At 70.8% G+C, this 24,233-nt stretch carries 28 protein-coding genes; 6 read left to right on the forward strand and 22 right to left on the reverse strand.

Features of this window, described 5'->3' with window-relative positions; genetic code table 11:
* Positions 1-93 precede the first annotated feature (93 nt).
* The 19 genes from AXZ95_RS00155 to AXZ95_RS00245 form a co-directional block, all read right to left on the reverse strand.
* The gene (locus AXZ95_RS00155) at positions 94-1,107 is read right to left on the reverse strand and encodes a LacI family DNA-binding transcriptional regulator (RefSeq protein WP_018188956.1); all 1,014 of its coding nucleotides are present in this window, start codon (positions 1,105-1,107) and stop codon (positions 94-96) included.
* A 99-nt stretch (positions 1,108-1,206) separates the two neighbouring features.
* A complete protein-coding gene (locus AXZ95_RS00160; protein WP_018188957.1) occupies positions 1,207-1,956 on the reverse strand; it encodes an ABC transporter permease in 750 nt (249 codons plus the stop codon).
* Positions 1,957-2,084: 128 nt separating this feature from the next.
* Entirely contained in the window at positions 2,085-3,257 is a 1,173-nt protein-coding gene (locus tag AXZ95_RS00165; protein WP_018188958.1) for a flagellar hook protein FlgE, read from the reverse strand.
* Positions 3,258-3,288: 31 nt separating this feature from the next.
* A complete protein-coding gene (locus AXZ95_RS00170; protein ID WP_018188959.1) occupies positions 3,289-3,750 on the reverse strand; it encodes a flagellar hook capping FlgD N-terminal domain-containing protein in 462 nt (153 codons plus the stop codon).
* A 12-nt stretch (positions 3,751-3,762) separates the two neighbouring features.
* Positions 3,763-5,259, reverse strand: coding sequence for a flagellar hook-length control protein FliK (locus AXZ95_RS00175; RefSeq protein WP_043741994.1), 1,497 nt, complete (start codon positions 5,257-5,259; stop codon positions 3,763-3,765).
* Positions 5,256-5,948: a C40 family peptidase gene (locus AXZ95_RS00180; RefSeq protein WP_018188960.1), complete on the reverse strand. Its 693-nt coding sequence runs from the start codon at positions 5,946-5,948 to the stop codon at positions 5,256-5,258. Before AXZ95_RS00180 ends, AXZ95_RS00175 begins: the two co-directional genes overlap by 4 nt.
* Positions 5,945-6,379, reverse strand: coding sequence for a hypothetical protein (locus AXZ95_RS00185; RefSeq protein WP_018188961.1), 435 nt, complete (start codon positions 6,377-6,379; stop codon positions 5,945-5,947). Before AXZ95_RS00185 ends, AXZ95_RS00180 begins: the two co-directional genes overlap by 4 nt.
* The gene (locus AXZ95_RS00190; RefSeq protein ID WP_018188962.1) at positions 6,379-7,707 is read right to left on the reverse strand and encodes a FliI/YscN family ATPase; all 1,329 of its coding nucleotides are present in this window, start codon (positions 7,705-7,707) and stop codon (positions 6,379-6,381) included. The genes AXZ95_RS00185 and AXZ95_RS00190 overlap by 1 nt, the downstream gene beginning before the upstream one ends.
* Positions 7,704-8,312, reverse strand: coding sequence for a FliH/SctL family protein (locus AXZ95_RS00195; protein ID WP_018188963.1), 609 nt, complete (start codon positions 8,310-8,312; stop codon positions 7,704-7,706). The genes AXZ95_RS00190 and AXZ95_RS00195 overlap by 4 nt, the downstream gene beginning before the upstream one ends.
* A complete protein-coding gene (gene fliG / locus AXZ95_RS00200) occupies positions 8,302-9,312 on the reverse strand; it encodes a flagellar motor switch protein FliG (protein ID WP_018188964.1) in 1,011 nt (336 codons plus the stop codon). The genes AXZ95_RS00195 and fliG overlap by 11 nt, the downstream gene beginning before the upstream one ends.
* Positions 9,309-10,910, reverse strand: coding sequence for a flagellar basal-body MS-ring/collar protein FliF (gene fliF, locus AXZ95_RS00205; protein ID WP_018188965.1), 1,602 nt, complete (start codon positions 10,908-10,910; stop codon positions 9,309-9,311). The genes fliG and fliF overlap by 4 nt, the downstream gene beginning before the upstream one ends.
* Positions 10,910-11,215 carry a flagellar hook-basal body complex protein FliE gene (fliE, locus tag AXZ95_RS00210; protein WP_018188966.1) on the reverse strand — a complete coding sequence of 102 codons (306 nt, stop codon included), beginning with the start codon at positions 11,213-11,215 and terminating at the stop codon, positions 10,910-10,912. The genes fliF and fliE overlap by 1 nt, the downstream gene beginning before the upstream one ends.
* Positions 11,215-11,607 (reverse strand): flagellar basal body rod C-terminal domain-containing protein, encoded by a 393-nt coding sequence (locus AXZ95_RS00215; protein ID WP_018188967.1) that lies wholly within the window; start codon positions 11,605-11,607, stop codon positions 11,215-11,217. The genes fliE and AXZ95_RS00215 overlap by 1 nt, the downstream gene beginning before the upstream one ends.
* A 28-nt stretch (positions 11,608-11,635) precedes the next feature.
* Complete coding sequence (flgB, locus tag AXZ95_RS00220; RefSeq protein ID WP_018188968.1) at positions 11,636-11,977, reverse strand: flagellar basal body rod protein FlgB; 342 nt, start codon at positions 11,975-11,977, stop codon at positions 11,636-11,638.
* 359 nt (positions 11,978-12,336) lie between these two features.
* Entirely contained in the window at positions 12,337-12,681 is a 345-nt protein-coding gene (locus AXZ95_RS00225) for a hypothetical protein (protein WP_018188969.1), read from the reverse strand.
* Positions 12,662-13,093 carry a flagellar export chaperone FliS gene (locus AXZ95_RS00230; RefSeq protein ID WP_018188970.1) on the reverse strand — a complete coding sequence of 144 codons (432 nt, stop codon included), beginning with the start codon at positions 13,091-13,093 and terminating at the stop codon, positions 12,662-12,664. Before AXZ95_RS00230 ends, AXZ95_RS00225 begins: the two co-directional genes overlap by 20 nt.
* Positions 13,090-14,478: a flagellar filament capping protein FliD gene (gene fliD, locus AXZ95_RS00235; protein WP_018188971.1), complete on the reverse strand. Its 1,389-nt coding sequence runs from the start codon at positions 14,476-14,478 to the stop codon at positions 13,090-13,092. The genes AXZ95_RS00230 and fliD overlap by 4 nt, the downstream gene beginning before the upstream one ends.
* A 106-nt stretch (positions 14,479-14,584) precedes the next feature.
* Entirely contained in the window at positions 14,585-15,421 is an 837-nt protein-coding gene (locus tag AXZ95_RS00240; protein WP_026306982.1) for a flagellin, read from the reverse strand.
* A gap of 155 nt (positions 15,422-15,576) precedes the next feature.
* Positions 15,577-16,389, reverse strand: coding sequence for a sigma-70 family RNA polymerase sigma factor (locus tag AXZ95_RS00245; protein ID WP_018188973.1), 813 nt, complete (start codon positions 16,387-16,389; stop codon positions 15,577-15,579).
* A 387-nt stretch (positions 16,390-16,776) separates the two neighbouring features.
* Between AXZ95_RS00245 and flgN the strand changes: the two genes are divergently transcribed.
* Genes flgN through AXZ95_RS00265 form a run of 4 tightly spaced genes read left to right on the forward strand, consistent with a single transcriptional unit; the run spans position 16,777 to position 19,965 of the window.
* Positions 16,777-17,268 (forward strand): flagellar export chaperone FlgN, encoded by a 492-nt coding sequence (flgN, locus tag AXZ95_RS00250; protein WP_018188974.1) that lies wholly within the window; start codon positions 16,777-16,779, stop codon positions 17,266-17,268.
* A gap of 4 nt (positions 17,269-17,272) precedes the next feature.
* Positions 17,273-18,697 (forward strand): flagellar hook-associated protein FlgK, encoded by a 1,425-nt coding sequence (gene flgK / locus AXZ95_RS00255; RefSeq protein ID WP_018188975.1) that lies wholly within the window; start codon positions 17,273-17,275, stop codon positions 18,695-18,697.
* A 15-nt stretch (positions 18,698-18,712) separates the two neighbouring features.
* Positions 18,713-19,585 (forward strand): flagellar hook-associated protein FlgL, encoded by an 873-nt coding sequence (gene flgL / locus AXZ95_RS00260; RefSeq protein ID WP_331272597.1) that lies wholly within the window; start codon positions 18,713-18,715, stop codon positions 19,583-19,585.
* Positions 19,582-19,965, forward strand: coding sequence for a flagellar assembly protein FliW (locus AXZ95_RS00265; RefSeq protein WP_018188977.1), 384 nt, complete (start codon positions 19,582-19,584; stop codon positions 19,963-19,965). The genes flgL and AXZ95_RS00265 overlap by 4 nt, the downstream gene beginning before the upstream one ends.
* A gap of 18 nt (positions 19,966-19,983) precedes the next feature.
* Here the strand turns inward: AXZ95_RS00265 and AXZ95_RS00270 are convergent, their stop codons facing one another.
* Positions 19,984-21,252, reverse strand: a complete 1,269-nt coding sequence (locus AXZ95_RS00270) for a serine hydrolase domain-containing protein (protein WP_018188978.1) — start codon at positions 21,250-21,252, stop codon at positions 19,984-19,986.
* 164 nt (positions 21,253-21,416) lie between these two features.
* On the opposite strand from AXZ95_RS00270, the gene AXZ95_RS00275 reads away from it, so the two are divergent.
* Positions 21,417-21,830 carry a DUF4383 domain-containing protein gene (locus tag AXZ95_RS00275; RefSeq protein WP_018188979.1) on the forward strand — a complete coding sequence of 138 codons (414 nt, stop codon included), beginning with the start codon at positions 21,417-21,419 and terminating at the stop codon, positions 21,828-21,830.
* Positions 21,831-21,859: 29 nt separating this feature from the next.
* The gene (locus AXZ95_RS00280) at positions 21,860-22,402 is read left to right on the forward strand and encodes a hypothetical protein (RefSeq protein WP_018188980.1); all 543 of its coding nucleotides are present in this window, start codon (positions 21,860-21,862) and stop codon (positions 22,400-22,402) included.
* Between the two features lie 43 nt (positions 22,403-22,445).
* Here the strand turns inward: AXZ95_RS00280 and AXZ95_RS00285 are convergent, their stop codons facing one another.
* Positions 22,446-22,799, reverse strand: coding sequence for an FHA domain-containing protein (locus AXZ95_RS00285; protein WP_018188981.1), 354 nt, complete (start codon positions 22,797-22,799; stop codon positions 22,446-22,448).
* 37 nt (positions 22,800-22,836) lie between these two features.
* Positions 22,837-24,153: an AAA family ATPase gene (locus AXZ95_RS00290; RefSeq protein ID WP_018188982.1), complete on the reverse strand. Its 1,317-nt coding sequence runs from the start codon at positions 24,151-24,153 to the stop codon at positions 22,837-22,839.
* Positions 24,154-24,233 lie beyond the last annotated feature (80 nt).

The following is a 24,233-nucleotide window of genomic DNA, read 5'->3' on the forward strand; positions in this document are numbered from 1 at the left end:
CCTTCGCGCGCCGACACCGCTGTCTACAACGTTAGAGAATAACGATGTAGAACCATGATGCAGAACGGAATGTGACCGTGTCAAACGGCGTGGTCAGGACGCCGTGGACTCGCGTTCGACCAGGCGGAACGGCATCGGCAGTCGCTCCGGGACGAACGGCTCGTCCGGGTGCTCGATCCTCCGCACCAGCAGGTCGACGGCCGTGCGGGCGATCCGCTCCCGGTCCGGGTCGATCGTCGACAGGCTTGGGATGGAGTACTCCGTCTCCTCGATGTCGTCGAAGCCGATGACGGCCACGTCCTCCGGGACCCGTCGCCCGGCCTCCTGCAGCGCGCGGAGCGCCCCGAGCGCGATGGCGTCGTTGAACGCGACGACACCGTCGAACCGCATCCCGGTGGCGAGCAGTTCGCGCATCGCGTCGGCCCCGTTGCGCCGGTGCCAGGGATCGACCGGCACCACGAGCGCCTCATCGAACGGGAGGCCCGCGGCGTCGAGCGCCTGACGGTACCCCTCGAGGCGCAGGGCGGCCGAGCCGACGACGGCGGCGGGATGCGCGCCGAACGCGACGATCCGCCGGCGGCCGGACGACAGCAGGTGCTCGGTCGCCGCCCGGACGCCCTCGGTGTTTGCGATGATCACATGGTCGCGTGGCACATCCACGTTGCGGTCTCCCAGCAGCACCACCGGCGTGCCCAGCTCCGCGAGCAGGTCGACGTCGCTCTGGTCGAGGGCGAGAACGCTGTGCAGCACGCCGTCCACCGTCTGGGCGTGTGGATGCCGCAGAGCCCCGATCTCCTGCCCGCGGTCGAGGCCGTACTGCTCGATCAGCACGGCCAGCCCCCGCTCGGACGCCGCCATCATCACCGCGTCCGCCAGTTCGGCGAAGTACGCGTTGCGCAGGTTCGGGATCATCAGCGAGATCACGTTGGTCCGCCCGGACCGGAGCCCACGCGCCAGGAAGTTGGGGCGGTAGCCGAGCACGTCGATCGCATCCAGCACCTTGCGTCGCGTCTGCTCACGGACGTGCGGGTGGTCGTTGATCACGTTCGAGACGGTCTTCACCGACACTCCGGCGAGCACGCTCACATCCTGCATCGTCGCGGCCATGCACGCTCCCCTCTCGGCGTCCTGGTGTGACTTTATAACGTTGGAACGGCGATCGTCGCAGGAGCAGTCCGCACGCGCGGCGAGTGTCACCGCGTCGGGTCAGCGAAGAGCGGCGGGGCGGACGCGCACCGGCGCGAGCCACGCCGACACGATCACCGCCGTGAGAGCTCCCGCCGCCATGATCGCCGCCAGCACGACGACCTGGAACCGGCCGGCCTCGAGCGGCGACACCCCGCCGAAGATCGCTCCGACGAAGGCGCCGGGAAGCGTGACGAGACCTGTCGTCTTCGTCTGGTCGACGGACGGGATCAGGGCCGAATAGACGGCGCTGCGTGCAAGCTCCAGCGTCGACTGCCGGGGCGTCGCGCCCAGCGCGAGCCATCCCTCCACCTCGTCCCAGTGGTCGCCGACCGCCTCGGTGAATCGACGTCCGGCCAGCGTGGCGATGCTCATCGAGTTGCCGATCACGATACCGCCGATCGCGAGCGCGTAGCGCGCACTGAACTCGATGGCGCCGGTGAGGAACACCACCGAGAACGACACGACGACGCCGACCGCCATGGCCGTCGCCATCATGACGGCGTGCTCCGACGACCATCCGATCCGCCGCGTGGCCGTCGCGGCCGCAACCGAGAACATGACGAGCAGGGCGAGCGCGACCCACAGTGGGTCGGTGATGACGCCGGCAAGCACCACGCTGATGACGGCCAGCTGCGCAGCGCCGCGGAGGATCGCGAGGGCCGGCGCCCAGCGGTGCGGCACACCGTAAGCCGCGAGCACCCCGACCGCGACGAGCGCGAGCACGGCGACGCCCAGCAGCGTGGGCGCCAGCTCGTGGACGATGGGCACCCGACGAGCCTACGGCGCGCCACGGGAGCGACGGAAACGGAGGGGATCCGGGCGTGCGATGCGGCCGGATGCACGAAACGGAGGGGATCCGGCCGGCAACGCGCCGGATGCCCTCCGTTTCGACGTGGTCAGCGCTTGAGGTTGGTGAGCTCCTGCAGCACCTCGTCGGAGGTCGTGATGATGCGGGCGTTCGCCTGGAAGCCGCGCTGCGCGACGATCAGGTTGGTGAACTCCTGCGAGAGGTCGACGTTCGACATCTCGAGCGAACCGCCCTGCAGCTGGCCGAGACCGTCCTCGCCGGGGCCGCCGAGCTGAGCCGCGCCCGAGTTGACGGTGGCGCGGTAGGTGGACCCGCCGCCCTTCTCGAGGCCGCCCGGGTTCACGAACGTGGCGAGCGCGATGCGGCCGACGGCCTGCTTGTCGCCGTTCGAGAAGAGGCCGGTGATGGTGCCGTCCTTATCGAGGGTGAACGACTCGAGGGTTCCCGCCGCACGGCCGTTCTGGTCCTTGAAGGCGACCGTTGTGATGCCGGAGTACCCGGTGACCGCGCTGAGGTTGACCGCGACGCCGCCGACGGTGAGCGCGCCGCCGCCGGTGAGGACGCCGTTGGTGAAGGTGAGCGTGCTGTTTCCTGTCGCTCCCGCGGCGTCGGCGCCCGCCACATCCCAGCCGGTGCCGGTCTTGGTGAAGGTGAGGGTGAGCTTGCGGGCGGTGCCGTTGGCGTCGTACACGGAGATGTCGCGCACCAGCTGGTCGCCGACCGCGGCGTCGGAGGGTAGGTTGCCGGTGACGTTCGAGGTCGTCGTTGCCGCGGCGGGGGTGACCGCCTTCAGCGGGATGGTGATGTCGCTCAGCGCGCCGCCCTGCTGGACGACGCCGTTGACGGCATTCCATCCCTGCAGGATGGCGCCGCCCGGACCGACCAGGCGGCCCAGCGCGTCAGGGTCGAGCGACCCTGCGCGCGTGTAGACCGTCTCGCCGCCGACCTTCATGACGAAGAAGCCGTCGCCGTTGATCATGATGTCGGTGGAGCGACCCGTCGCCTGGGCGGCGCCCTGCGTGAAGTTCGTGGAGATGCCCGCGACGAGCACGCCGAGGCCGATCTGGGCCGGGTTCGTTCCACCGGTCTGGCCCTGCGGCGCACCGGCGCCCTGCACCAGTTGCGACAGGGTGTCCTGGAACTGCACGGCGGACGACTTGAATGCGGTCGTGTTGACGTTGGCGATGTTGTTGCCCGTCACATCCAGCATGGTCTGGTGCGAGCGGAGGCCGGAGATTCCGGAGTAAAGCGAGCGGAGCATGGCGTTTCCTTTCTGAGGAAGGTGCGTGAGGTCAGGCGGTCGGCGTCGTGGAGCCCGAGCCGGTTGGGGCTGGGGTGACCACGCCGAGGATGGCGTCGAGGGCGAGCTTCTGATCGCCCACCGTGACGATCGGGACGGCGCCGGCGTAGGAGACGGACGAGGCGAGCCCGGTCTGGGTGTCGCCGTTCTTGTCGAGGTAGCTCACGGTGTGACCGATGAGCGCGGCCGCGGCCTGCCGCATCTGGAGGGCGAAGCCCTCCTGCGCGGTCGTGTCCATGTTGGTGAGCTTCTCCATCATGGCCAGCTGCGTCGTCTGGGCGATCATCTGGTTGGTGTCCATCGGCGAGCTGGGGTCCTGGTTGCGGAGCTGGGTGACCAGCAGCTGCATGAAGGCCTCGCTGTCGAGCGACTGCTTCGGCGTCCGCGTCGGCGGGGTGGAGTAGATGCCGCCCGTGGAGGCGGTGTCTGCTCCGGTGATGGGGTCGACGGCCACGGTGGCTCCCTTCTAGACGATCAGGTCGATGGTGTAGGCGGACCCGTCCGCGGGTGCGGACAGGGTGGATCGGGGGGATGCGACGCCCTCGGAGGAGGCCCGCGGTGCGGTCGGGCGTCCCTCGGGTACGCCGTGACGACCGCCGCCGGGAGCGTCGTGCTGGGGCGCCGGCTGGTTCTGGGACGACAGGTCGAGCGTCCCGGTGAGGCCCGCGCCGCCGAGATCACGGCGCAGGTCCGGGAGGATGGCGCGCAGCGCATCCCGCCCGGCATCCGTCGGCGCGAACAGCTCGACGCGGACGCCCTCGCCGCCGACGTGCGCACGGACCGTCACCGGCCCGAGTGTGTCCGGGGTGACGTGCACGGTCATGACGTGCTCGCCGGCGCCGGCCGCCGCGAGCGTGAACACCGGGCGAGCGAGCTGCGCGCCCAGCGTGGCCTGCGGTGCGGGGGCAGCGGGAGCGGGGGCGGCGACCGGTTGCGCGGTCGGAGCGCGGTCGAGGCCGGGCAGCGGCTGCGGGGCGGCCGTCGGCGCGGCGACCGGGTCGGCCTTCGGCGACTCGGGACGAGTGGATGCGGTGGGCGCCGCGGCTGCAGACGGCGCAACCTCGGCCGACGCTCCGGCGGTCGCGGTCTGCGGGGTAAGCGGAGGCGTCGTCGGAACGGCGGCGGCCTGGGCAGCTGCCGCCGGTGCCGCGGGGACGGTCGCCGCTCCGCCGGTCCCCGTTGTCGGAGCCGGGGCAGCACCAGCCTCGCCCGAATCCACGCGCGAGGCGGCAGCCGGGCCGCTCGTGCCGCGGCCCGGCCGCGAAGGAGCACCCGCCTCTCCGCTCTCCCCCGCGTTCGCGACCGCGACGGCCGCCACGAGCGGTGACTCGGTGCTCGAATTCGGGTCGAGTGGTGACGTGATGTCGCTACTCGAGGCTGGGGTGACGGGGACCGGGGGCGTCGGCGTGGCGGGCTGGGTGGCGTCGGCCGGTGCGGCGACGGTCTGGGCCACAGCGGAAGGCGCGCCGACGGATGGGCCAGCGAAGGTCGGGGTGGCAGCGATCGGGGATGCGGCGGCCGCGGTGGACGCGGCGGCCGCGGTCACGACGGGGGACGTTGCGGCGTCCGTCGTAGCGGCCGGGAGACCCGGAACCGTGGCGGCGGTCTGCGTCGGGGCGGTCGACGAAGACGGAGTCTCCGTGCCGGTCGTTGCGGCACCCGCCGCCGTGCCGTCCGCGCCGGCGGCAGCGTCCTTCTGGCCGTCCGCGCCCCCGGTCTGCGCCGGTCGAGCAGTGTCTCGCGCGGGGGCAGCGCCGGCCGCATCCGGCTTGTCCACACTCCGGTCGTGCTCGCGCGCCGCCTTCGGCCGCGATCCGCCGTGTGCATCCCGCGGGGTGGCATCCACCGCGCCCTGCAGGAAGGCGTCGAACGCGTCGCCGGAGCCCTTCGTCGCGCCGGAGCCGGGCCGGGCTGCCGTGGACGGCGCAGCGGGCGGAGAGGACGTGACCGTCGCCGGGCTCACAGCGAGCCTCCCTGCACGAGTGACGCGAACAGCGAGCGCATCATGTCCGCCTGAGCGGACGACGCCGACGACGCCGACGACGCAGAGCCACCGAGCCCCGCCAGCGCCGCAGCCGGAGCCGCACTCGCCGGCGCCGCCTGCGGAACCACCCGCCGGATCGTGACGATGTCGAAGTCGCTCATCCAGTTGTCCACCAGGCTGACGTTGCGCCCTTCGCTCGGAGCGTGGATGACCTTGCCGTCTCCCGCGTAGATGACGATGTGCTCGCCGCCGTTGGTGACGATGAGGTCGCCCGGCTGCGCCTGAGCGAGCGACGGCACCTCGGTGCCGACGGTCGACTGTCCGGAGACGAGGCGCGGCACGTCGATGCCGAGATCCTTGAACACGCGCTGCACCAGCCCGGAGCAGTCGAGCCCGGAGGCGCTGGTGCCGCCGAAGACGTAGGGGACGCCGAGATACTTCTTGGCGTCCGCGACGACATCGGCGCCCGTCGGCGACCCGGTGCCGCTCGTCGCACCGAGCGCGCCGGACAGCGCAGCAGCGAAGTCCGTGGCCGACGTGGCCGACGCCCCCGACGTTCCGGAAGCGGACGATGCCGACCCGGCAGCCGCCGTCTTCGCCGGACTCTCCAGCTGCACCAGCGTCGCCTGGATCTGCGCGATGCGCCCGATGGCGTCCGTGACGGTCATGCGTCTCCCCCTTCTCGCGCGCGCTGCCACGCGCCGGTGGCCATCTCGTCGATGGCCGACTGCTCGGCGCTCAGTTCGCCGGCGACGACCTCGGCGCGGTGGCGGTTCTCCAGCTTCTCCAGCCCGACCGCGCGCTTCTTGGCCTCGGTGAACGCCTCCTGAGCAGCGGCCGCCTCGGCTTCGCGTTCCGCGGCGAGCGCCGACAGGTCGGCGAGCATGCTGCGGCTGGATGCGCGCGCGGCAGCCATGGCGAAGAGCGTCCCCGCATCGGTCGCCTCCGCGGGCACGGCGTGCAGCGCGGCGATGGCGCGCGCCTGCCGCTCCCCCGCATCCCGCCGGAGGGCGTTGGCCGCGGCGAGGTCGCTCGCGGCGTGCTCCTTCTCGATCTGCCGCAGCCGCAGCAGACCGGCCAGTGCGAATGCTCGTGCCATCACACGCCTCCCAGCATCCCGATGAGTGCCTGCAACCGGGCCCACGACTCCGCTGACGGGGCCGGTTCGCCGATTCCCTGGCGCAGGAACGCGTCGATGGCGTCGGCGTTGGCGACCGCCGCATCCACCTTCGGATTGGTTCCCGGCTTGTAGGCGCCGACGTCGAGCAGGTCCTGTGCGGCGACCTTGGCGGCCAGCACGCTGCGCAGGGCGATCGCCGCCGCGCGCTGCTCGGGGGTCGTCACGCGTGAGGCGAGACGGGAGACCGAGCCCAGCACATCCACCGACGGGAAGTGCCCGACGACCGAGAGCCTGCGGTCGAGTACGACGTGACCGTCGAGGATGGAGCGCGCCGCGTCGGCGATCGGCTCGTTGTGGTCGTCGCCATCCACGAGCACGGTGTACAGGCCCGTGATCGAGCCGGTCTCGCCGGTTCCCGCCCGTTCGAGCAGTTGCGCGAGCAGCGAGAACGTCGACGGCGGGTAGCCGCGCGTCGCGGGCGGCTCTCCGGCCGAGAGGCCGATCTCGCGCTGCGCCATGGCGACACGGGTCAGGGAGTCCATCATCAGCACGACGTCGGCGCCCTCGTCGCGGAACGCCTCGGCGATGCGGGTCGCCGCGAAGGCCGCACGCAGGCGCATGACGGCCGGTTCGTCCGAGGTCGCCACGACCACGACCGAACGCGCGAGGCCTTCGGGGCCGAGGTCGTCTTCGAGGAACTCGCGCACCTCGCGCCCGCGCTCCCCCACCAGCGCGATGACCGACACCTGGGCGTCGGTCCCCCGCGCGATCATCGAAAGCAGCGACGACTTGCCGACGCCCGAGCCGGCGAACAGGCCCAGGCGCTGGCCGCGGCCGGTGGTCACCATCGTGTCGAGCACGCGGACGCCCAGGCCGATGGGCTGCAGGATGCGCGCGCGGCGCATCGCGTCGGGTGCGCGGTTGCCCAGCGCGACGAAGCCGTCCGCCTCGATCGGCCCGCGGCCATCGACGGGGCGGCCGAGCGCGTCGATGACGCGGCCGAGCATCCCGCGCCCGGTCGGGACGAGCAGCGGGGCGCGCACGGCGCGCGCGGGGGCACCGGCGGCCACACCGGTCAACGGGCCGTACGGCATCACGCGGACGCGGTCGGCGGTCGTCGCCACGACCTCGGCGTGCACCCCGGGTTCCTCCCCGATGACCACGACGTCGCCGATGGCGGCGGGAACGCCCTCGAGTTCAGCGCCGAGGCCCACCACGGCGCTGACCCGGCCGACGGTCTCGACCTGTGCGGCCGCTACGGCCGCATCCCAGCGACCGCCGATGCCCGGGCTCAGAACCGCGCTCACGACAGGGCCTCCTTCGCCCGGTCGAGGGCGGCGTGGATGCGCGCATCCAGCCAGCCGTGCGGGAGCTCGCCGATAGCGTCGCCCGGCGCGAGCGTCGGGTCGGCGATCAGTTGCAGGTCCTCCCCCGCCCCGGCCCCGCGGAGGGCGGCTATGTCATCGGGATGGAGGCGGACCACCGGCACGACACCGCCCGGCGCTGCGGACAGCACACGTCCGACGGCAGCGCGGGCGGCGGTGACCCGGTCCTTCAGCGCGACGCCGACGACGGCCGTCGCCAGCTCGAACGCCGCATCCACCAGCGCGGACTCGGCATCGGCGAGCACCGGAACGGTCGCCTCCCGCAGCTCGACGGCCGCCGTGCGCAGCGCCCGCGCGAGCACCGCGACCTGTTCGGCGGCCTCCGCCGACTCGGCGGCACGGGCGGCGTCCGCCCGGTCGACCCACTCCGCCTGCTCGCGTGCGGCCGCACGGCGCCCCTCGGTGAAGCCGGCCGCGTAGCCGCGGGAACGGGCGGACGTCATGGCGGCGCGCTCGTGCTCCGTCTCGGCCAGCACCGGGACGGTCAGCGGCGCGAAGTCGCGCGCGACGGCGGCGTCATTCGACATATGCGTCCTCGTCCCCGCGCTGCACGGTGATCGCGCCGGTCGCCTCCAGGTCGCGGATGGCCCGCACGATCTCGGCGCGGGCGTCCTCCACCTGCGAGACGCGGACCGGACCCAGGATGCGCACCTCGTCCTCGAGGATCTCGCGGTTGCGCTCCGACAGGTTGGTGGTGATGACCTCGCTGACCGCCTCCGACGCGCCCTTCATCGCGACCGCCAGAACAGCCGCGTCGACGCCGCGCAGCACCTGCTGAACGTCGCGCGACTCGAGCCGGACGATGTCGTCGAACGTGAGCATCCGCGACCGCACCTCTTCGGCGAGCTGCGGGTCGCGCTGCTCCAGCGCCTCCAGCAGGGCCTTCTCGGTGGCCGCATCGGAGCGGTTGATGATGTCGACGAGCGGCTGCACTCCCCCGACGGCGTCGGACGCTGCCCGCGACGACACGACCGCGCTGGCCCGCTGCTTGAGCGTCTCGGCGACGACCCGCACGGCGTCGGGGCTGGGCGATCCCATCGTGGCGATGGCGTGGGCGACCTCGGTACGCGCCGTGTCATCCAGCCCGGCGAGCACGCGGGACGCGTGATCGGCCCGCAGGTGCGCGAGCACGAGCGCGCTGGTCTGCGGCAGCTCCCCGGCGAGCAGCATCTGCACTTGCGCGGGCTCCACGGCGTCGAGGAACTCGAACTGCTTCCCGGCCAGATTGGATGCGACCCTGTTGAGCACGCCTGTCGCCCGTTCGGCGCCGAACGACGCCTCCAGCAGTCCGACCGCGATGTCCCGCCCACCGCGCGTGGTCACGGCACCGCGGGTCGCCAGGTCGTGGAACTCGTTGAGCGCCTTCTCGGCGACCCCCGGATCCACTCGGCGCAGCCGCAGGATCTCGGCGGTGATCTCGTCGGCCTCCTCGTCGGAGAACTGCTTCATCACCTGGGCCGCGCGCTGCTGATCCATGTTCATCAGCACGACCGCGACCTTCTGCGCGCCGGTCAGAGCGGTGCTCATACGCCCGCCCTGTCATCCATGAGGCTGCGGAGGAACTCCGCCGTGCGCTGCGGGTCGCGCTCGGCGAGCGCCTCGATCTCGGCACGACGGCGGTCGGCCTCCACCTCGGCCGGGTCGGGCGTCGGGTCGGGGAGCGGGTTGAGCTGCATCGGCACCGTCGGCGCGGCCTGCTCCAGCGCGATCGGGAAGGCCGCTGCGTCGAGGGCCAGCGTGTCGGCGTCCTCGGCGAGCGCCGCCGTCTCGGCCGCGCGGCGCCGGCCGCGGCGGAACAGGAGGAACGCGATGATGGCCGCGGCGACGATCGCCGCCGCGATGACGGAGGTCCGGATGATGCTGCTGAGCTGGTCGGCCGCAGCGGCATCCTTGGCCTCCTGCAGCGCCTTGGCCGCCTCGGTCGCACCGGTCTTGCTGAACGGCACCATCTCGACGCTGACCGCGTCGCCGCGCTTCACGTCGATGCCGGCGGCCGCGTTGACCAGGTTGCGGATCTCGTTGGCGCTGACATCCCCCACGGCGTCCGAGTTCAGGGCGACGGAGACGGTCTGCCGGTTGATGGCGCCGGCCGGGATGGTCCGCTGCTCGGTGACCTTGTCGACCGCGTTGTCCTTCGTGCTCGATTCGGAGTTGAAGGTGCCGTTGCCGTTGGTGCCGTTCGGGACCGCGATGTTGTCGGGCCCGAGCACCCCGGCGTTGCTGCCGCCGGAGCCCGTGTAGGTCTCCTTCTGGGTCGTCTCGCTGAGCGACGGCGCATCCGTCGGGGCCGTATACGACTCCTCCGTGCGCTGGGCGCTTTCGGTGCTCACATCGGCGGCGACGGCGACGGTCGCGTTTCCCGGGCCCACGACCTTGTCGAGCATCTCCTGCACAGCGGACTTCACGCGGGTCTCATAGTCGCTGGCCTGCTTGTCCGCTCCCCCTGTCGCGCCCCCGCCGACCGTGCTGAGCACGGTGCCGTCGGCATCCACGACGGCGACGTCCGTCGGCTTCATGCCCGGAACGGCCGCGCTGGTCAGGTGCACGATGGCCTGCACCTGGTCGGCGGTGAGGGTCACCCCGCTCTGCGTCTCCACGAACACCGACGCGGTCGGGTCCTTCTTCTCGGACGCGAAGACCGTCTCCTCCGGGATGGCGAGGCGCACCGACGCCGCCTTGACGCCCTTCATGGCGGCGATGGTGTTGCCGAGCTCTCCCTCCATCGCGCGCTTGTAGGTGACGTTCTGCTGGAACTCGGACGAGGTCACGCCCATCTTGTCGAGCAGCGAGTATCCGCCGGTGGTGGAGGCCGGGAGGCCCGCCGACGCGGCCTTGAGGCGCTCGTCGTAGACCTTCTCCTGCGGGACGAGGATGGTCGAGCCGCCGTCCGTGAGCTGGTACGGCACCCCGTCCGTGCGCAGCTGGTCGACGATCGCGGAGGCGTCCGACGCCGCGACGCCGGAGAACAGCGGCGTGTACGACGGCTGCGACGCCCACAGGGCGAGACCCGTCGCGCCGAGGGCGACGACCGCGACACCGATGAGGGCGATCACCCGCTGGGCCACGGAGAAGCCGCGGATCGAGTCGCCGATCCGCCGGAAGAAGCTGGTCACCTGCTGAGGCATCAGGCCTGCATCCGCATGATCTCGTTGAAGGCGTCGACCGCCTTGTTCCGGACGCCGGCGACGAGCTCCAGGGTGACCTGGGCGCGCGTGGATGCGAGCGTCGCGTTATGGATGTCGTCGAGGTTGCCGGTGACGGCCTGGATCGCCAGGCGGTCGCTCGTGCCCTGCAGGCCCTGCAGGTCGTCGATCGCCCCGGTGAGGGCGTTGCCGAAGGCGGCTCCCCCGGTGCCGCCGGTCTGCTGGGTCGCTGAGACCCCGGCGGTGGCGTCGATGCCGGAGAGCGCTCCGATCGCGGGAATGGGCATCAGTTCCTCCCGATCTGGAGCGCCGCCTGGTAGGTCTCCTTGGCGCGGTCGACGACGGCCGCGTTGGCCTGGTAGCCGCGCTGCGCCATGATCAGCGAGCCCATCTGCTCGGACAGGTCGATGTCGGGGTACCGCACGTACCCCTTCTCGTCGGCGACGGGGTTGTCCGGCTCGTAGACCATGCGTCCCTCGGCATTTCCGAGGGCGGCGCCGGCGACGTAGACGCCGGAGACGCCTTCGCCCTCCTGCGCGACCACGTAGCGGGCCTGGAACGCAGCGCCGTTGGTCGGCTTCGCGGTGTTGATGTTGGCCAGGTTGTCGGAGATGGCGTCCAGCCAGTGGCGGTGCAGGTTCAGCCCCGTCCCGGCGATCCCGATGGCGTCGAAGGTCATGTCGTGCTCCTCTCGTCGGTGTCCTGGCTCAGCTGGTCTTCAGGGCGGCGCGGATGGCCGAGAACTGCCCGCCTGCGGCTTGCGAGGCGAACTGGAAGCGCAGCACCGTGTCGACGTTCGAGAGCGTCTCGGTGTCGAGGTTGACGTTGTTGCCGTCGAGCCGCGTCGGCTCCAGCGACCGGGCGGTCGTCGCGGCGGCGTGCCCGTCGTGGTCGGCGACGGAGGCGGCGAGGGCGTCTTCGAACGACACCCGCTCGGCGGTATAGCCGGGGGTGTTGACGTTGGCGATGTTGTTCGCGATGGCGCGTTGGCGCGCGGCGAGGCCGTCGAGGGCGCTCGCGAGGGCGGCGCTGGTCACGGATTCGAGCACAGCTGCACTCCTGGGTCGTGGGGCGGCCCATCCGTGGCCAAGTCGATGAGCGATCCGTGCTCGAAAGGAGCTATCGGCAGCTCTCCCCCGCCCGTTAGGGACGACATCCCGGGCGTGTTCGCCGAGCGATTTCCCACACCGTCATCCACAGCGTGTACCCCGATGTGAATTACACCGGTGTGGTTTCGAAGGGGTGTTCGATCCTCACAGAATGGGAAGGAAACTGCTGGTCAAGTCGGGTTTTTAGAACCTGAGAATCTGAGAGTGCACACATCTCGCGCGTGTCCTCCACACGATTCGCGCTCTCATCCACTGATTCTGCACAGAGTTATCCACAGGTGGAGAACTGCTATGGGGAGTCAGCCGATCAGGTCGAAGTAGACCGGGTGCGCGCCGACTTCGGACCGGGGTACAGAACGCACCGCCGCGAGGTGCCGCGCGTTCGTCTGACGCACGTCCTCGAGATAGCGGATGGTGTGCAACTGCGCCTCCAGGAGACGCGTCGCACGTTCCTGCAGCTCCGGTGGGATCGGGCCAAGCGCGATCGGCGGACGCCAGGGGACCGGGTCCACCTGTGCGAGCGCGCCGTGCAGCTCGTCTTCCATGCGGTCGAGCGCCTCCGCCCAGGCGGCGGCCTCCGGAGCGACCTCGGGAGCGACCTCGGGCAGGTCGCGCGACACGTCGTCAGGCGACGCCGAGGTCACGGTCCGCTTCCGTCGTGGTGGCGGCCGCCGGCAGCAGCGCCGCGGCCTCGTGCCAGGTCCGGCGCAGGGGCTCGGCGAGCTCGATGGCCTCGCGCACCTTCGCCGGGTCGCGCTCGATCATCCCGCCGACGATGAGATCCGCCAGGTAGCCGTACAGCTGCAGCAGACCCTCGGCGCCGTCCCACAGCTCCACCCGCAGCGTCCCCGCGAGCTCGGCCACGATCTGGTCGGCGTGCCGCAGGTTCTCCCAGGCGGTCGGCCACTGCTCGGCCGTGAGCGCGGCCTCGCCGCGGGTGAGGTCGAGCAGGAGCCGGTCGTACAGCATCGTGAGGAGTCGCGCCGGGCTGGCGGAGAGGACGCTGTCGCGGTTGTAGGCCGAGAGCTTCGCGGCCGCGGAGGTGAGGACGTTCATGATGCGCTCGCAGACGGGAGGGAGGACAGCTGGCCGGTGAGCCACGACGACTGGGACTGCAGCTGCTGCAGCTGCACTTCGAGGTTGGCGTACGTCTTCTCGAGGGTCGCGCGGCGGTCGGCGAGACGGCCGTCCCAATCGGTGATCTGGTCGTTGAGGCTCTTGACCGTGGACTGCTCGCCCTTGATCTTGAGCGAGATCGAGCCGGTGTACGTGTCGCTGGCGTCGGTGGCAGCGTCCGCGACGCGCTGGGCGATCGTGGCGACGGCGGTCTTCACCGCGTCGGGGTCGGCGGTCATGGCCGTGGCGAAGACGTCCTGGTCGAAGGTGACCGCGCCGTCCCGCGTGATGCTGATGCCGTAGGTCGAGGGGGAGACGCCGCCGATGGGGGCGATCACCGCATCCACCAGCTTCTGGTTGACATCGCGCACCGACGACTCGCCCGTGAACACGCCTCCCGTGACGACCGTGCCGCCCGCGGCGTCGGTCGAGGTGGAGACGGCCTGCTTCTGGCCGATGTAGGTGAGGATGTCGTTGACCGCTGTGGCCAGCGAGCCGGCCGCCGCCGAGATGCTCTTGTCGTCGCGGGCGACCGTCAGGGTCACGGGTGAGGTGGACGCGGCGGTCACCGAGACGGTCACGCCGGGGAGCACGTCGGCGAAGCTGTTGGTCGCGCTGGTCACGGTCTGCGCGGCGCCGGTGCCGGCCCAGAGGGTGAGCTGGGCGTCCTGCGCCTGTCGCACCTGCGACGAGCCCGCGTCCGACAGGATGTTCGTGGCGGTACCGGCCGCGACATCCGCCGCCGTCCCGCGATAGGCCGTGAAGGCGGCCGCGGCCCCGGTCTTCGTGGAGCTGAGCTGCAGGCGGTACAACTGCTGCCCGGTCGCCGGGTCGAGACCCGCGGCGACCCGTGTCGCGCTGACACCTGCGCCGGCCTGGCTGATGGCGGCGGCGACATCGGCGAGCGACGAGCTGGCGGCGGTGATCTGCTTGGTGGTGCCGTCGGCGGCGACGAAGGTGAGGGTCGGCGGCTGGTCCGGCCACTCGGTCAGCGGCCCGGTCACGGTGACCTGCGACTGCGCGAGGCGGTCGACCGTGAAGTCGATGGTGCCGTCCACGGCGCCCGTGCCGGCGGTGGCGGTGACCGTGGTGGAGCTGGTGCTCGCCGTGTGCAGGTCGGTGCCGGCGGGCTTCGCCAGCTTCGCGGCGGAGTCGGCGAGCGCGGCGACCTTCGAGTTGAGCGCCTGCATCGCCGAGATGAAGTTGGTGGAGTCGGTGACCTTGTTCTTGAGCAGCGTCTGCGGAATCGCCTCCGCCTGCATCAGGCTGTTGATCAGATCCGTCGTCTGCAGGCCGCTGATGAGTCCGTCGATCGCCATGCCCATGCGGTGGTCTCCCTCCTACGACGGTGGTTCGGGGTGGTGCGGTGGTGCGGGGTGGTGCGGCGGCCGGGGCACGCTTTGGGGACTACGCCCCGGCCGCCGGGCCCGATCAGCGGAGCAGCTGCAGGACGCCCTGGTTGGACTGGTTCGCCTGAGCGAGCATCGCGGTGCCGGCCTGCGACAGGATGTTGGAGCGGGTGTACTTCACCATCTCCTCCGCCATGTCGGTGTCGGTGATGCGGCTGGACGCGGCCGAGAGGTTCTCCTTCGAGACGTTCAGGCTGCGGACAGCGGACTCGAAGCGGTTCTGCGAGGCGCCGAGCTCCGAGCGAGCGGTCGAGATCGCGGTGATCGCGGTGTCGATCGCCGTGATGGTCGTGTTCGCGGCAGCGTTGGTGCTGACGTCGAACCCGGTCGCGCCGGTGGCGCCCCCGAGGGTGCCGACAGAGGTGGCGACATCGGCCAGGCCGACCGCGATGGTGTCGTTCGCCGTCGAGCCCGCGCCCACCTGGAAGTTCAGCGAGCCGCCCTTGAGCAGGTCGATCCCGTTGAAGTTCGTGCCCTGCGTGATGCGGTCGAGCTCCTTGCCGAGCTCGTCCGCCTCGGTCTTGATGGCCGCACGCGAGGTGGTGTTGTTCGAGTCGTTACCGCCCTGCACCGCGAGGTCGCGCATGCGCTGCAGGATGGAGTGGACCTCGGTGAGCGAACCTTCAGCGGTCTGCACGACGCTGATGCCGTCCTGAGCGTTGCGGGCGGCGACGGTCAGACCGCCGACCTGCGACTTCAGGCCCTCCGAGATGGCGAGACCCGCCGCGTCGTCCGCCGCACGGTTGATGCGGAGGCCGCTGGACAGCTTCTCGAGCGACTTCGAGAGGTCGCTCTGGGTGTTGTTCAGGTTGCGGTAGGCGTTGTTCGCCGCGATGTTGGTGTTGATCTGCATACCCATGATGTTTCCTCCATGACTGGGTGGTGGTTCGCGGCCCTTCCGTGGTCCGCATCAGCCTCTATCGGCTGTCTTGTCCGTCCCGTTAGCAGCAATCCGCTCCTGACTTTTTCGCGCATTTCGGCCGATTCAGGCGAAAAAAGTCAGGAGCTGATGGCTCAGGACGCCCGGGCAGAGCTCGGGGACGTGGGGGAGAGGCGCGAGACGCCCGCGACCGCGTGCTGCGCGAGACGCGCCAGATAGGCGCTGCGCCGGGCCTGCGAGGTCTTCGCCTCGATGACGACGGGGTCGCCCTCGTCGGCGTAATGGGTGGCCATGCCTTCGCGCATGAGGCGGATGGCCTCTGACCGCTGCTGCGACACGGCCGAGTGGGTGATCCCCAGCTCATCCGCGATCTCGGTCACCGTGCGGTCGTCGAAGTAGATGGCCTCGACGATGGATCGCATCCGGTCGGGGAGGGCGGCGACCGCGGCACGCACGTAGGCGGTCTGCTCGTCGGCCAGCAGGGAGTCCTCGGGGCCGACGGTCTCCGAGACGAGCAGCGGCTCGATGGTCTCGTCGAGCGCGGTCACCGTGCGGGAGGCGTCGGCGAGGCCGGCAGCGGCCGTCTCGCGGTCGACGCCGAGCGCACCGGCGATCTCGTCGACGCTGGGCTTCCTCCCGAGGGCCGAAGTCAGGCTCTCCTGCACCGCGAGGGTCTCCTTGATGCGCTTGCGCGCGGAACGTGTGGCCCAGTCGGATGCGCGCAGCTCATCGGCAAGTGCGCCGAGGATGCGGGTGCGGGCGTACGCGCCGAACGGGACGCCCGTGGTGGCGTCGTACGCGTCGGCCGCCTGCACGAGGGCGACGGCGCCGGCCGAGGCCAGGTCGTCGCGCGACAGGTGGGTGGCGCGGGAGCACAGGTCGGAGACCAGATAGCCGACGAGCGGCAGGTTCTCCACGACGAGCGTGTTGCGTTCGTTCCGGTTCACGCTGGGCGACCCCTCTTCATCGGACGGGTACCGCGCGTCGACCTCTTTCGGGGAGGGTGTCGCGGGTACTCGGGCGGTGCGGTGGACGCTCGGGCTGGGTCGGGTGCCGAGCGAGGTGCTAGGAGTCTTCCGCTGTTCACGGTAACAATTCGAGACTGTTCAGATTGCATGCTTTCTGTCCCCATTACGGGGCAGTGAGTACCCCCAGTACGGGGAATACTGACAGCACCCCGAAAAGCGGTAGGTCGTGCCTCTCGGCGGGGTGATCGCGCGCCTAACATCGGGCGCAAGCGTGCCGATGGTCTGGGGTGGCGGAACACATCCACCGCCTTCGGAACCCGAGGAGACCAGGTGCGCACATCGACTCACGAGGAAGTTGGTAGCGACATGGCCGCGAGCGAACTCTCTGCGCAGCTCTGGAAGGAACGCGAGCTCCTCGAGCTCCTGCTGTTCAAGCTGGAGGAGGAGCAGCTGCTGCTCATCGCGGGCAAGTCGCGGTGGATCTCGCATGCCACCCGTGAGGTCGAGCAGGTCATCGAGCGGATGCGCGCCGTCGGTCTCGCCCGCACGGTCGAGGTCGCCGCGCTGGCGGAGGAGTGGGGCCTCGGCCAGGATGCGACCCTCCGTGAGCTCGCCACCGCCGCACCCGACGGCATCTGGTCCGACATCTTCGGGTCGCACCTCGCGGCCATGACCGAGCTGACCGCGCAGATCGCCGAGGTGCGCGACACCAACGAGCGCCTGCTCCGGGAGGCCGCCCGCTCCACGCAGGAGACGCTGAGCTCGCTCTCGGGCGCCGGCGACGACCCGGGCGTGTACGGAGCAGGCGGCACGGGCCAGGCGGGCGACACCGCGCGCTTCTTCGACACGGAGGCCTGACCGGATGAGCACCTTCAGCGGCCTGAACACCGCGTACACCGGGCTGGTCGCCGCAAAGGCGGGCCTCGACGTGGTCGGCCAGAACCTCGTGAACGCGAACACGCAGGGCTACACCCGGCAGCGCGTGACGACCTCGGGCGTGCCCGCGCTGTCGTCGGCCGGGCTCTTCAGCGGCGGCGTCCGCCCGGGCCAGGGCGTCACGATCGACGGCATCCAGCGGCTCGACGACGCCGCACTGGATGCGCGGGTGCGCACGACCACCGCGCTCTCCGGGTACACGAACACCCGTGCCGACGCCCTGGCGACCCTCGAGCAGTCGCTCAACGAGCCGGGGACCAACGGCCTCTCGGCTCAGCTGCAGAAGTTCTGGTCGGCTTGGGGCGACGTCGCCAACCAGGCGGGGGAGCAGGCACCGGCCGGCGTGCTGCTCGGGCAGGCGGGCAGCCTCGTCACCCAGCTGCAGACCGGGTACCGGTCGGTCGACGACCAGTGGACCACGCTCCGCGCGTCGATGGACGGCATGGCCTCCGACCTGAACACCGCAGCGACCGCCGTCGCCGACCTCAACGGGCGCATCCGCTCCGCACTGGCGTCGGGTCAGTCGGCGAACGAGCTGCTCGACCGGCGCGACCTGCTCACCGCATCCATCGCCAAGCTCGCCGGGGGAGTGGTCCGGCCGAACGACGACGGCACCGTGGATGTGCTGGTCGGCGGAAACGCGCTGGTCTCCGGCACCAGCACCAACCTCGTGAAGGCGGCCGGCGCGTCCCGCATGGCCGACGCCGCGACGGACCCGGCGCGCCTCGAGTGGGCGTACCGGCCCGGCGCCGCTATCGCCCTCGAGGGCGGATCGATCGCCGGAGCCGTCTCCACGCTCGCCCCCGCCGACGCCTCGGGCACCGGGGGAGTGCTCGCGGAAGCGGCCGTCAGCTACAACGCGTTCGCCGTGACGCTCGCCCAGCGCGTCAACGCCATCCACTCCACCGGGGCGACCCCCACCGGCGCCACCGGCCTCGACTTCTTCGCCATCGACCCCACGAAACCGGCCGCTCTCGGACTCTCCGTCGTGCCGACCGGCGTCGGCCAGATCGCCACGGGCACCCCGGGAGCGGGTGGCAGCGACGGCAGCGTCGCCGACGCGATCAGCCAGCTCGGCACCGGAGCGAACGCCGTCGACAAGCAGTGGTCGTCCTTCGTCGTGCGCGTCGGCGTCGCCAGCCGCACCGAGAAGCAGCAGTCGGACCTCGCCGACCTCGCGTCCAGCGCCGCGACGAACGCCCAGCTCGCCAGCTCCTCCGTCGACCTCGACGAGGAGAACATGAACATGCTGTCCTTCCAGCACGCCTACCAGGGCGCCGCGCGCGTGATGACCGCCGTGGACGAGGCCCTCGATGTGCTCATCAACCACACCGGACTCGTCGGGAGATAAACCGTGATCAGCCGCGTGACCAACGCCACCCAGACCCTCAACGCCCAGCGCAACCTGCAGCTCAGTCTGCAGCGCCAGGCGCAGCTGTACGACCAGGCCACCAGCCGACGGCTGCTGAACAAGCCGTCGGACGACCCCACCGCCACGGCGAGCGCCATGGGAGTGCGGTCGGACGCCGCGGCCACCGCCCAGTATCAGCGCAACGTCGGCAACGGCGACGCCTGGCTGACCACCGCCGACTCGGCCCTGACGTCGGTCGAGACGCTCATGCGCCGGGTCCGCGACCTCACGCTGCAGGGCGCGAACGACGGCGCCATGTCGCCCGAGGCGAAGGAGTCGATCGCGACGGAGCTCGACGGACTCAAGAAGAGCCTCCTCTCGCTCGCCAACACGACCTACCTCGGCCGCACGGTGTTCGCGGGCAACTCGGACGCCGGCGTCGCCTTCCAGCCCGACTACTCGTTCACCGGGACGGCGGGAAGTACAGTGGAGCGCAGGATCGGCCCCGACACCACGGTGCGGGTGGATGCGGACGGCGCCGCGGTCTTCGGAACCGGCGCGTCGTCGGTGTTCGCGCTGATCGACAACACCGTGAACGACCTCCGCACGGGTGTGAACGTCACCCCGCGCCTCGCGGAGATCGACGACAGGATGAAGGCGATCGTGGGAGAGCACGCGGAGGTCGGCGGTCGGCAGACCCGCATCGACAAGGCGAAGGACACGCTCGCCGTCGGAGCCAACGCTCTGGAGGGTCAGCGCTCCTCCCTGGAGGACGTCGACCTGAGCAAGGTGATCCTCGACCTGAAGACGCAGGATGTGAATTACCAGACCGCGATCGCCGTCACGGCCCGCGTGCTCCAGCCGACGCTGATGGACTTCCTCCGGTGAGCGCCGTCCGCTTCCTCACCCCGCCGCCCGGACTCGAGCCGCTCGATGCCTTCGACCTCGACCCGGTCGCCGGCGCCGACGGGCTGTACACGCTCGCCTCGATCGAGCGGCCGGAGATCCGGCTGTTCACCATCGACGCCGAGCGCCACCTGCCCGGCTACTCGCCGGAGCTGCCGGACGACCGCGCCGCCGAGCTCGGCATCGCCGAGGCCGCGGACGCCCTGCTCCTCGTCGTGGTCACGCCGTCGCCCGAGGGCAGCACGGTCAACCTGCTGGCTCCGGTGATCGTCAACCGGGCGACCGGGTCGGCCCTCCAGCTGGTACTCGACGACGACGCCTTCCCGGTGCGCGCCGAGCTGGCGGCTCTCGCAGGAGCGTAACCGGCCCGCGTTCGCCGCCTATCCGGCCTTCTTGGCCGGGCAGGGCGCCGACTTGGTCATCCCGTCGACCGCCTGCTGCTCGGACCACGGCAGCGAAGCGACGACCTTCGCGCCCTTCTCCTTCGCCGGCGTCTTGGAGACGATGGAGGCGAGCCGCTGGGCCAGGAGCTGGGCGAAGCCCGGCCCCGGCGTGGAGTTGTTGAGCGCGACGACGATCGTCAGGCCGGACGCCGGGTCCGTGTACATCGCGGACAGATACCCGGGAACCGCGCCGCTGCTGCCCCGCAGCGGGCCGAGCATCTGCATCCCGAGCCCGTAGCTCTCCCACGACTGGCCGATCACGATCCCGTCGGCCTGCGCCTTGCGCGACTTCTCGCTCAGGAGGCTGCCCGACGCGAGCGCCTGGCCGAACGCCTTCAGGTCGGTGACGTTGGAGACGACTCCGGCCGACGTCCAGCCCTGGGACGGCGACATGCTGCTCACATCGCGCATCGGCTCGCAGACGATGGCGCCCGCCCCATCCAGCCCCACCGAATACCCGGTGGGATGCGGCCCGGGCACCGAGAACTGCGAGCTCTCGGGCAGGGAGCTCGCCGTCATCCCGAGCTTGTCGAAGATGTACTGCTTGTAGAGGTCGTGCCAGCTACGACTTGTCGCGTTCTGGAGGGCCATCCCCAGGAGCACGGCATTCGTGGACGAGCGACCCCACTTCTCGCCGGGGTTGCCGTAGCGCTGCATCGCGATCCCGTCGCTGGCCAGCTCCAGCGGGGGCCACTGCCGCGTCGGGTTCATGATGAACTCCGGGTTGAGCTGCGCCAGGTAGTCGCCGATGCCGGACGTGTTCTGGCAGAGCTCGCGCAGGGTGACGCCCTCGACCCCGACCAGCCCGGGAAGCCACTTGGTGAGCGGGTCGTCGAGCCCCACCTCTCCGTCGTCGACGAGCTGCAGCAGCACCGTGCAGGTCATCGGCGTGGTGTTCTGCCCGATACGGAAGCGCATGTCCTCGCTGACCGGCTTGGAGCCTCCACGCGTGGTCGTCCCCTGCGCGGTGGTCCAGGTCCCGGACCAGGGCGCCCACACCCCGGCGAAACCGGCGGAGGCGTCGGCGAGCGTCATCGCGTCGGTGACCGCTGACGAGAGCCGCTTCTCGACGTCCGCGGAGAACCCGCCCTTCTGCTGCTCGGGGAGCTTCGCGCCCGCCGTCGAGGTACAGGCCGAGAGGACCAGCGCCACGAGTCCGGCTGTCGCGGCGAGCGCGATCCGCCCGAACTTCGTGTGACGTCGCATCGATGAAACTCCCGGGGTGTCGGCCCTGCGTGTCCAGCGATTGTAACGTGCGGCAGAAACGGAACGGACGCGCAAGGGGCTGTGGCCGCAATCCGATCGGGCCGATGCTGCGAATGGACAAGTGAGGCGCGCGTCCGTGCGCCGTCCTACGGAAGGAACGAACAATGCGCACATCTCCGAACCGCCTTGTTGCCACCATCTTCGGAGCGGTCTATCTGCTCGTCGGGCTGCTCGGCTTCGCTGTCACCGGAGGCGTCGGATTCGTCGCCACCAAGGGCGGTCTGCTGCTGGGCATCTTCGAAGTGAACCCGCTGCACAACATCGCCCACCTCCTTATCGGCGCCGCTCTGCTGATCGCCGGCCTGACCCGCGTTGCGGCCGCGAAGGCCGTCAACATCACGGTCGGGGCGGTCTACCTGCTGCTCGGTATCGTGGGCTTCTTCCTGGTGGGCACCGACGCGAACATCCTCGCGCTGAACACCCCCGACCACTTCCTCCACCTGGTGAGCGCGATCGTCCTCCTCGGAACCGGCCTCGGTGCCGACCGCGGAACGCGCGCCACGACGGCCGCCGCCTGACCGGCGGGGCCACGGCTCCCATGAGCAGGATGACAGGAACGCTGCGGGTCGCCCCCGCCGCCTCGGCCACCACGGCCGTCGCGGTGGGCTCGGCGACCCGCGCCTTCCTCGCCGTGGCCGCTCTGGGGGCGGGGCTGCTTCACGCGGCGCTCGCCCCCAGCGCACCCCCTGCTCTGCTGGCGGCCTTCCTCCTGCTCGCCGTGGCGGAGCTGGGATGGGCGGCCGCGACCCTCGCGCGCGATCGTCCTCCGTCGTTCCGCCTCGTCCCCGCGCTGGCCCTCCTCCCGGTCGGGCTCTGGGCGGCGCTCGCCATCGTCGGAGCAACGGCGTCCGGCGGCACTGTCATCGCGCTCCCGCTCATTCCGATGGGCGCGGCCTCCCTGCTGGATGTCGCCGTCGCAGCCACCGCAGCGGTCGTCATCCGCGCCGGCAAGGCCCGACCCGACCAGGGCGGACTGCGCTTCTTCCTCGCGCTCGTGCTGAGCGCCTGCGCGGTCTGCGCCGTCACCATCCCGGCCCTCGGGCTCACCGACGCGGGCATCGCCGCCGTCACGGTGCATCACCACCACTGACGACGCGCCGGGCACGCTCCCGCGCGGCCGGGTCAGCGGCGGGTCAGCGGCGGGTCAGTGCGAATGACTCCGCGCCGAACCGCACGATCGACCCCGGGTCGACCTCGTGCCGCGTCTTCGGATCGCACGCGAACGTGCCCTCACCCGGGTAGGTGATCGTGGTGCCGTTGGCGGACCCCAGGTCCATCACCCAGAACACGCCGTCGTACTGACCGAACGCCAGATGCGCTCGCGACACCGACTTCACGTCGTCCTGGATCGTGATCAGCTGCACGTGACCGGGGTCGTCCATCTCCGTCCCCGGCGTGTGGACGGCCGGGTTGCGCCCGATCACGCCGTTGCCGCTCGTCTCGATGTGCTGTCCGTCGCTGAAGTCCAGCACGAAGGTCACCGCCACGTCCGACCCCTCTCCTGATGCATCGTCAGCACTCATCTCATCCGGCCTGCTGGGCACCCGCGACCGGGATCGTCACCGGCCGGGCGTCGCGCATGAAGCGCTCCACATCCGGGTCGACGGTGATGTCGCTCGGCCGCAGCGGCCTCGTCAGGTACAGCCCGTCGAGCGTCGTGATCCTGCTCAGGGCGACGTACGTCTGCCCCGAGGTGAACGCGCGCGTCCCGAGATCGACGATCGCCGCGTCGTAGGTCTTGCCCTGCGACTTGTGGATGGTGACCGCCCACGCCAGCCGCAGCGGGAACTGCGTGAACTCCGCCACGACGTCCTTCGTCAGCTTCTTCGTCTCGGGCGACCAGGTGTACTTGAACTTCTCCCAGATCGCCGGCTCGACCTCGTGCACCTCGCCGTCGACATCCACGTAGACGTTGGAGTCGATGCGCGTGACCGTGCCGATGGTGCCGTTCACCCAGCGCGGCCCGTCGCCCTGGCCCACGTCGTTGCGCAGGAACATCACCTGGGCGCCCACCTTGAGCTCGAGCGACTCGTCGGCCGGGAAATTGCGTCCGCCGAAGTCACCGCTGACCTCCGCCTTCGCGGTGAGGGCACGGCCCGGGAGGCGCTCCAGCGCCTGCGCGTTGATGCGGTTGACCGTGTCGTTGCGGGTGGCGAGGGTGATGGTGCCGTCGTCGGGCGCCGGGCGCGCGCCGACCTCGTTCAACCGGTCCGCGATCTCCTTGGTGACCTGTCCGTGGCGCACGGCGTTGAGCATGAACCGGAAGTCGGATTCGTGCTGGCGGTGCACCTGCAGCAGCTCGACGATGCGCAGATCGGTCTCCTGCCAGACGCGCGCGTCGAAGAACCACATCGAGCGGTAGGTGTCGGCGAAGTACGCGCGCTCCTCGCGGTCGCCGGGAACCGGGGCCAGCTGGTACGGATCGCCGAACAGTACGACCTGGACGCCGCCGAACGGCTCGCCCGCCCGCTGACGTGCCTGGCGCAGGCTGCGATCCACCGCATCCATCAGGTCGGCGTTCACCATCGAGACCTCGTCGATGACGAGCGTGTCGATGCTGTTCAGCAGCTTGCGCAGCTCGGCGCTCTGGTCGATGGCGTGGTCGGCGATGACGCCGATCGGCAGCCGGAACAGCGAGTGGATGGTCTGGCCGCCGACATTGAGCGCGGCAACACCCGTCGGCGCCGCGATGACGAGCGACTTCTCGGTGTTCCACGAGAGGTGGTTGAGCAGCGTCGACTTGCCTGTGCCGGCACGGCCGGTCACGAAGACATGCTCGCGGGTGTGCTCGATGAGCTCGAACACCGCCTGCTGCTCCGGCGAGAGGGAAAGCCGGCCCATCCCCGCCCCTTCCGTGTCGCCCGACCTGCCGGACTACTCTAACCCGGCGCAGCTCCCCGGAGCCGCTCATCCACAGGACC

Origin of the sequence: Leifsonia sp. 115AMFTsu3.1 (genome assembly GCF_004362795.1) — a bacterium.
Taxonomy (GTDB): Bacteria; Actinomycetota; Actinomycetes; order Actinomycetales; family Microbacteriaceae; genus Leifsonia.

Coding starts and splice junctions, on each gene's coding strand:
- AXZ95_RS00155 (WP_018188956.1), bottom strand. CDS start 1,107: ATGGCCGCGACGATGCAGGATGTGAGCGTGCTCGCCGGAGTGTCGGTG.
- AXZ95_RS00165 (WP_018188958.1), bottom strand. CDS start 3,257: ATGCTCCGCTCGCTTTACTCCGGAATCTCCGGCCTCCGCTCGCACCAG.
- AXZ95_RS00180 (WP_018188960.1), bottom strand. CDS start 5,948: ATGACCGTCACGGACGCCATCGGGCGCATCGCGCAGATCCAGGCGACG.
- AXZ95_RS00185 (WP_018188961.1), bottom strand. CDS start 6,379: ATGGCACGAGCATTCGCACTGGCCGGTCTGCTGCGGCTGCGGCAGATC.
- AXZ95_RS00195 (WP_018188963.1), bottom strand. CDS start 8,312: ATGTCGAATGACGCCGCCGTCGCGCGCGACTTCGCGCCGCTGACCGTC.
- fliG (WP_018188964.1), bottom strand. CDS start 9,312: ATGAGCACCGCTCTGACCGGCGCGCAGAAGGTCGCGGTCGTGCTGATG.
- fliF (WP_018188965.1), bottom strand. CDS start 10,910: ATGCCTCAGCAGGTGACCAGCTTCTTCCGGCGGATCGGCGACTCGATC.
- fliE (WP_018188966.1), bottom strand. CDS start 11,215: ATGCCCATTCCCGCGATCGGAGCGCTCTCCGGCATCGACGCCACCGCC.
- AXZ95_RS00215 (WP_018188967.1), bottom strand. CDS start 11,607: ATGACCTTCGACGCCATCGGGATCGCCGGGACGGGGCTGAACCTGCAC.
- AXZ95_RS00230 (WP_018188970.1), bottom strand. CDS start 13,093: ATGAACGTCCTCACCTCCGCGGCCGCGAAGCTCTCGGCCTACAACCGC.
- fliD (WP_018188971.1), bottom strand. CDS start 14,478: ATGGGCATGGCGATCGACGGACTCATCAGCGGCCTGCAGACGACGGAT.
- AXZ95_RS00240 (WP_026306982.1), bottom strand. CDS start 15,421: ATGGGTATGCAGATCAACACCAACATCGCGGCGAACAACGCCTACCGC.
- flgN (WP_018188974.1), top strand. CDS start 16,777: ATGGCCGCGAGCGAACTCTCTGCGCAGCTCTGGAAGGAACGCGAGCTC.
- flgK (WP_018188975.1), top strand. CDS start 17,273: ATGAGCACCTTCAGCGGCCTGAACACCGCGTACACCGGGCTGGTCGCC.
- AXZ95_RS00270 (WP_018188978.1), bottom strand. CDS start 21,252: ATGCGACGTCACACGAAGTTCGGGCGGATCGCGCTCGCCGCGACAGCC.
- AXZ95_RS00275 (WP_018188979.1), top strand. CDS start 21,417: ATGCGCACATCTCCGAACCGCCTTGTTGCCACCATCTTCGGAGCGGTC.
- AXZ95_RS00280 (WP_018188980.1), top strand. CDS start 21,860: ATGACAGGAACGCTGCGGGTCGCCCCCGCCGCCTCGGCCACCACGGCC.
- AXZ95_RS00290 (WP_018188982.1), bottom strand. CDS start 24,153: ATGGGCCGGCTTTCCCTCTCGCCGGAGCAGCAGGCGGTGTTCGAGCTC.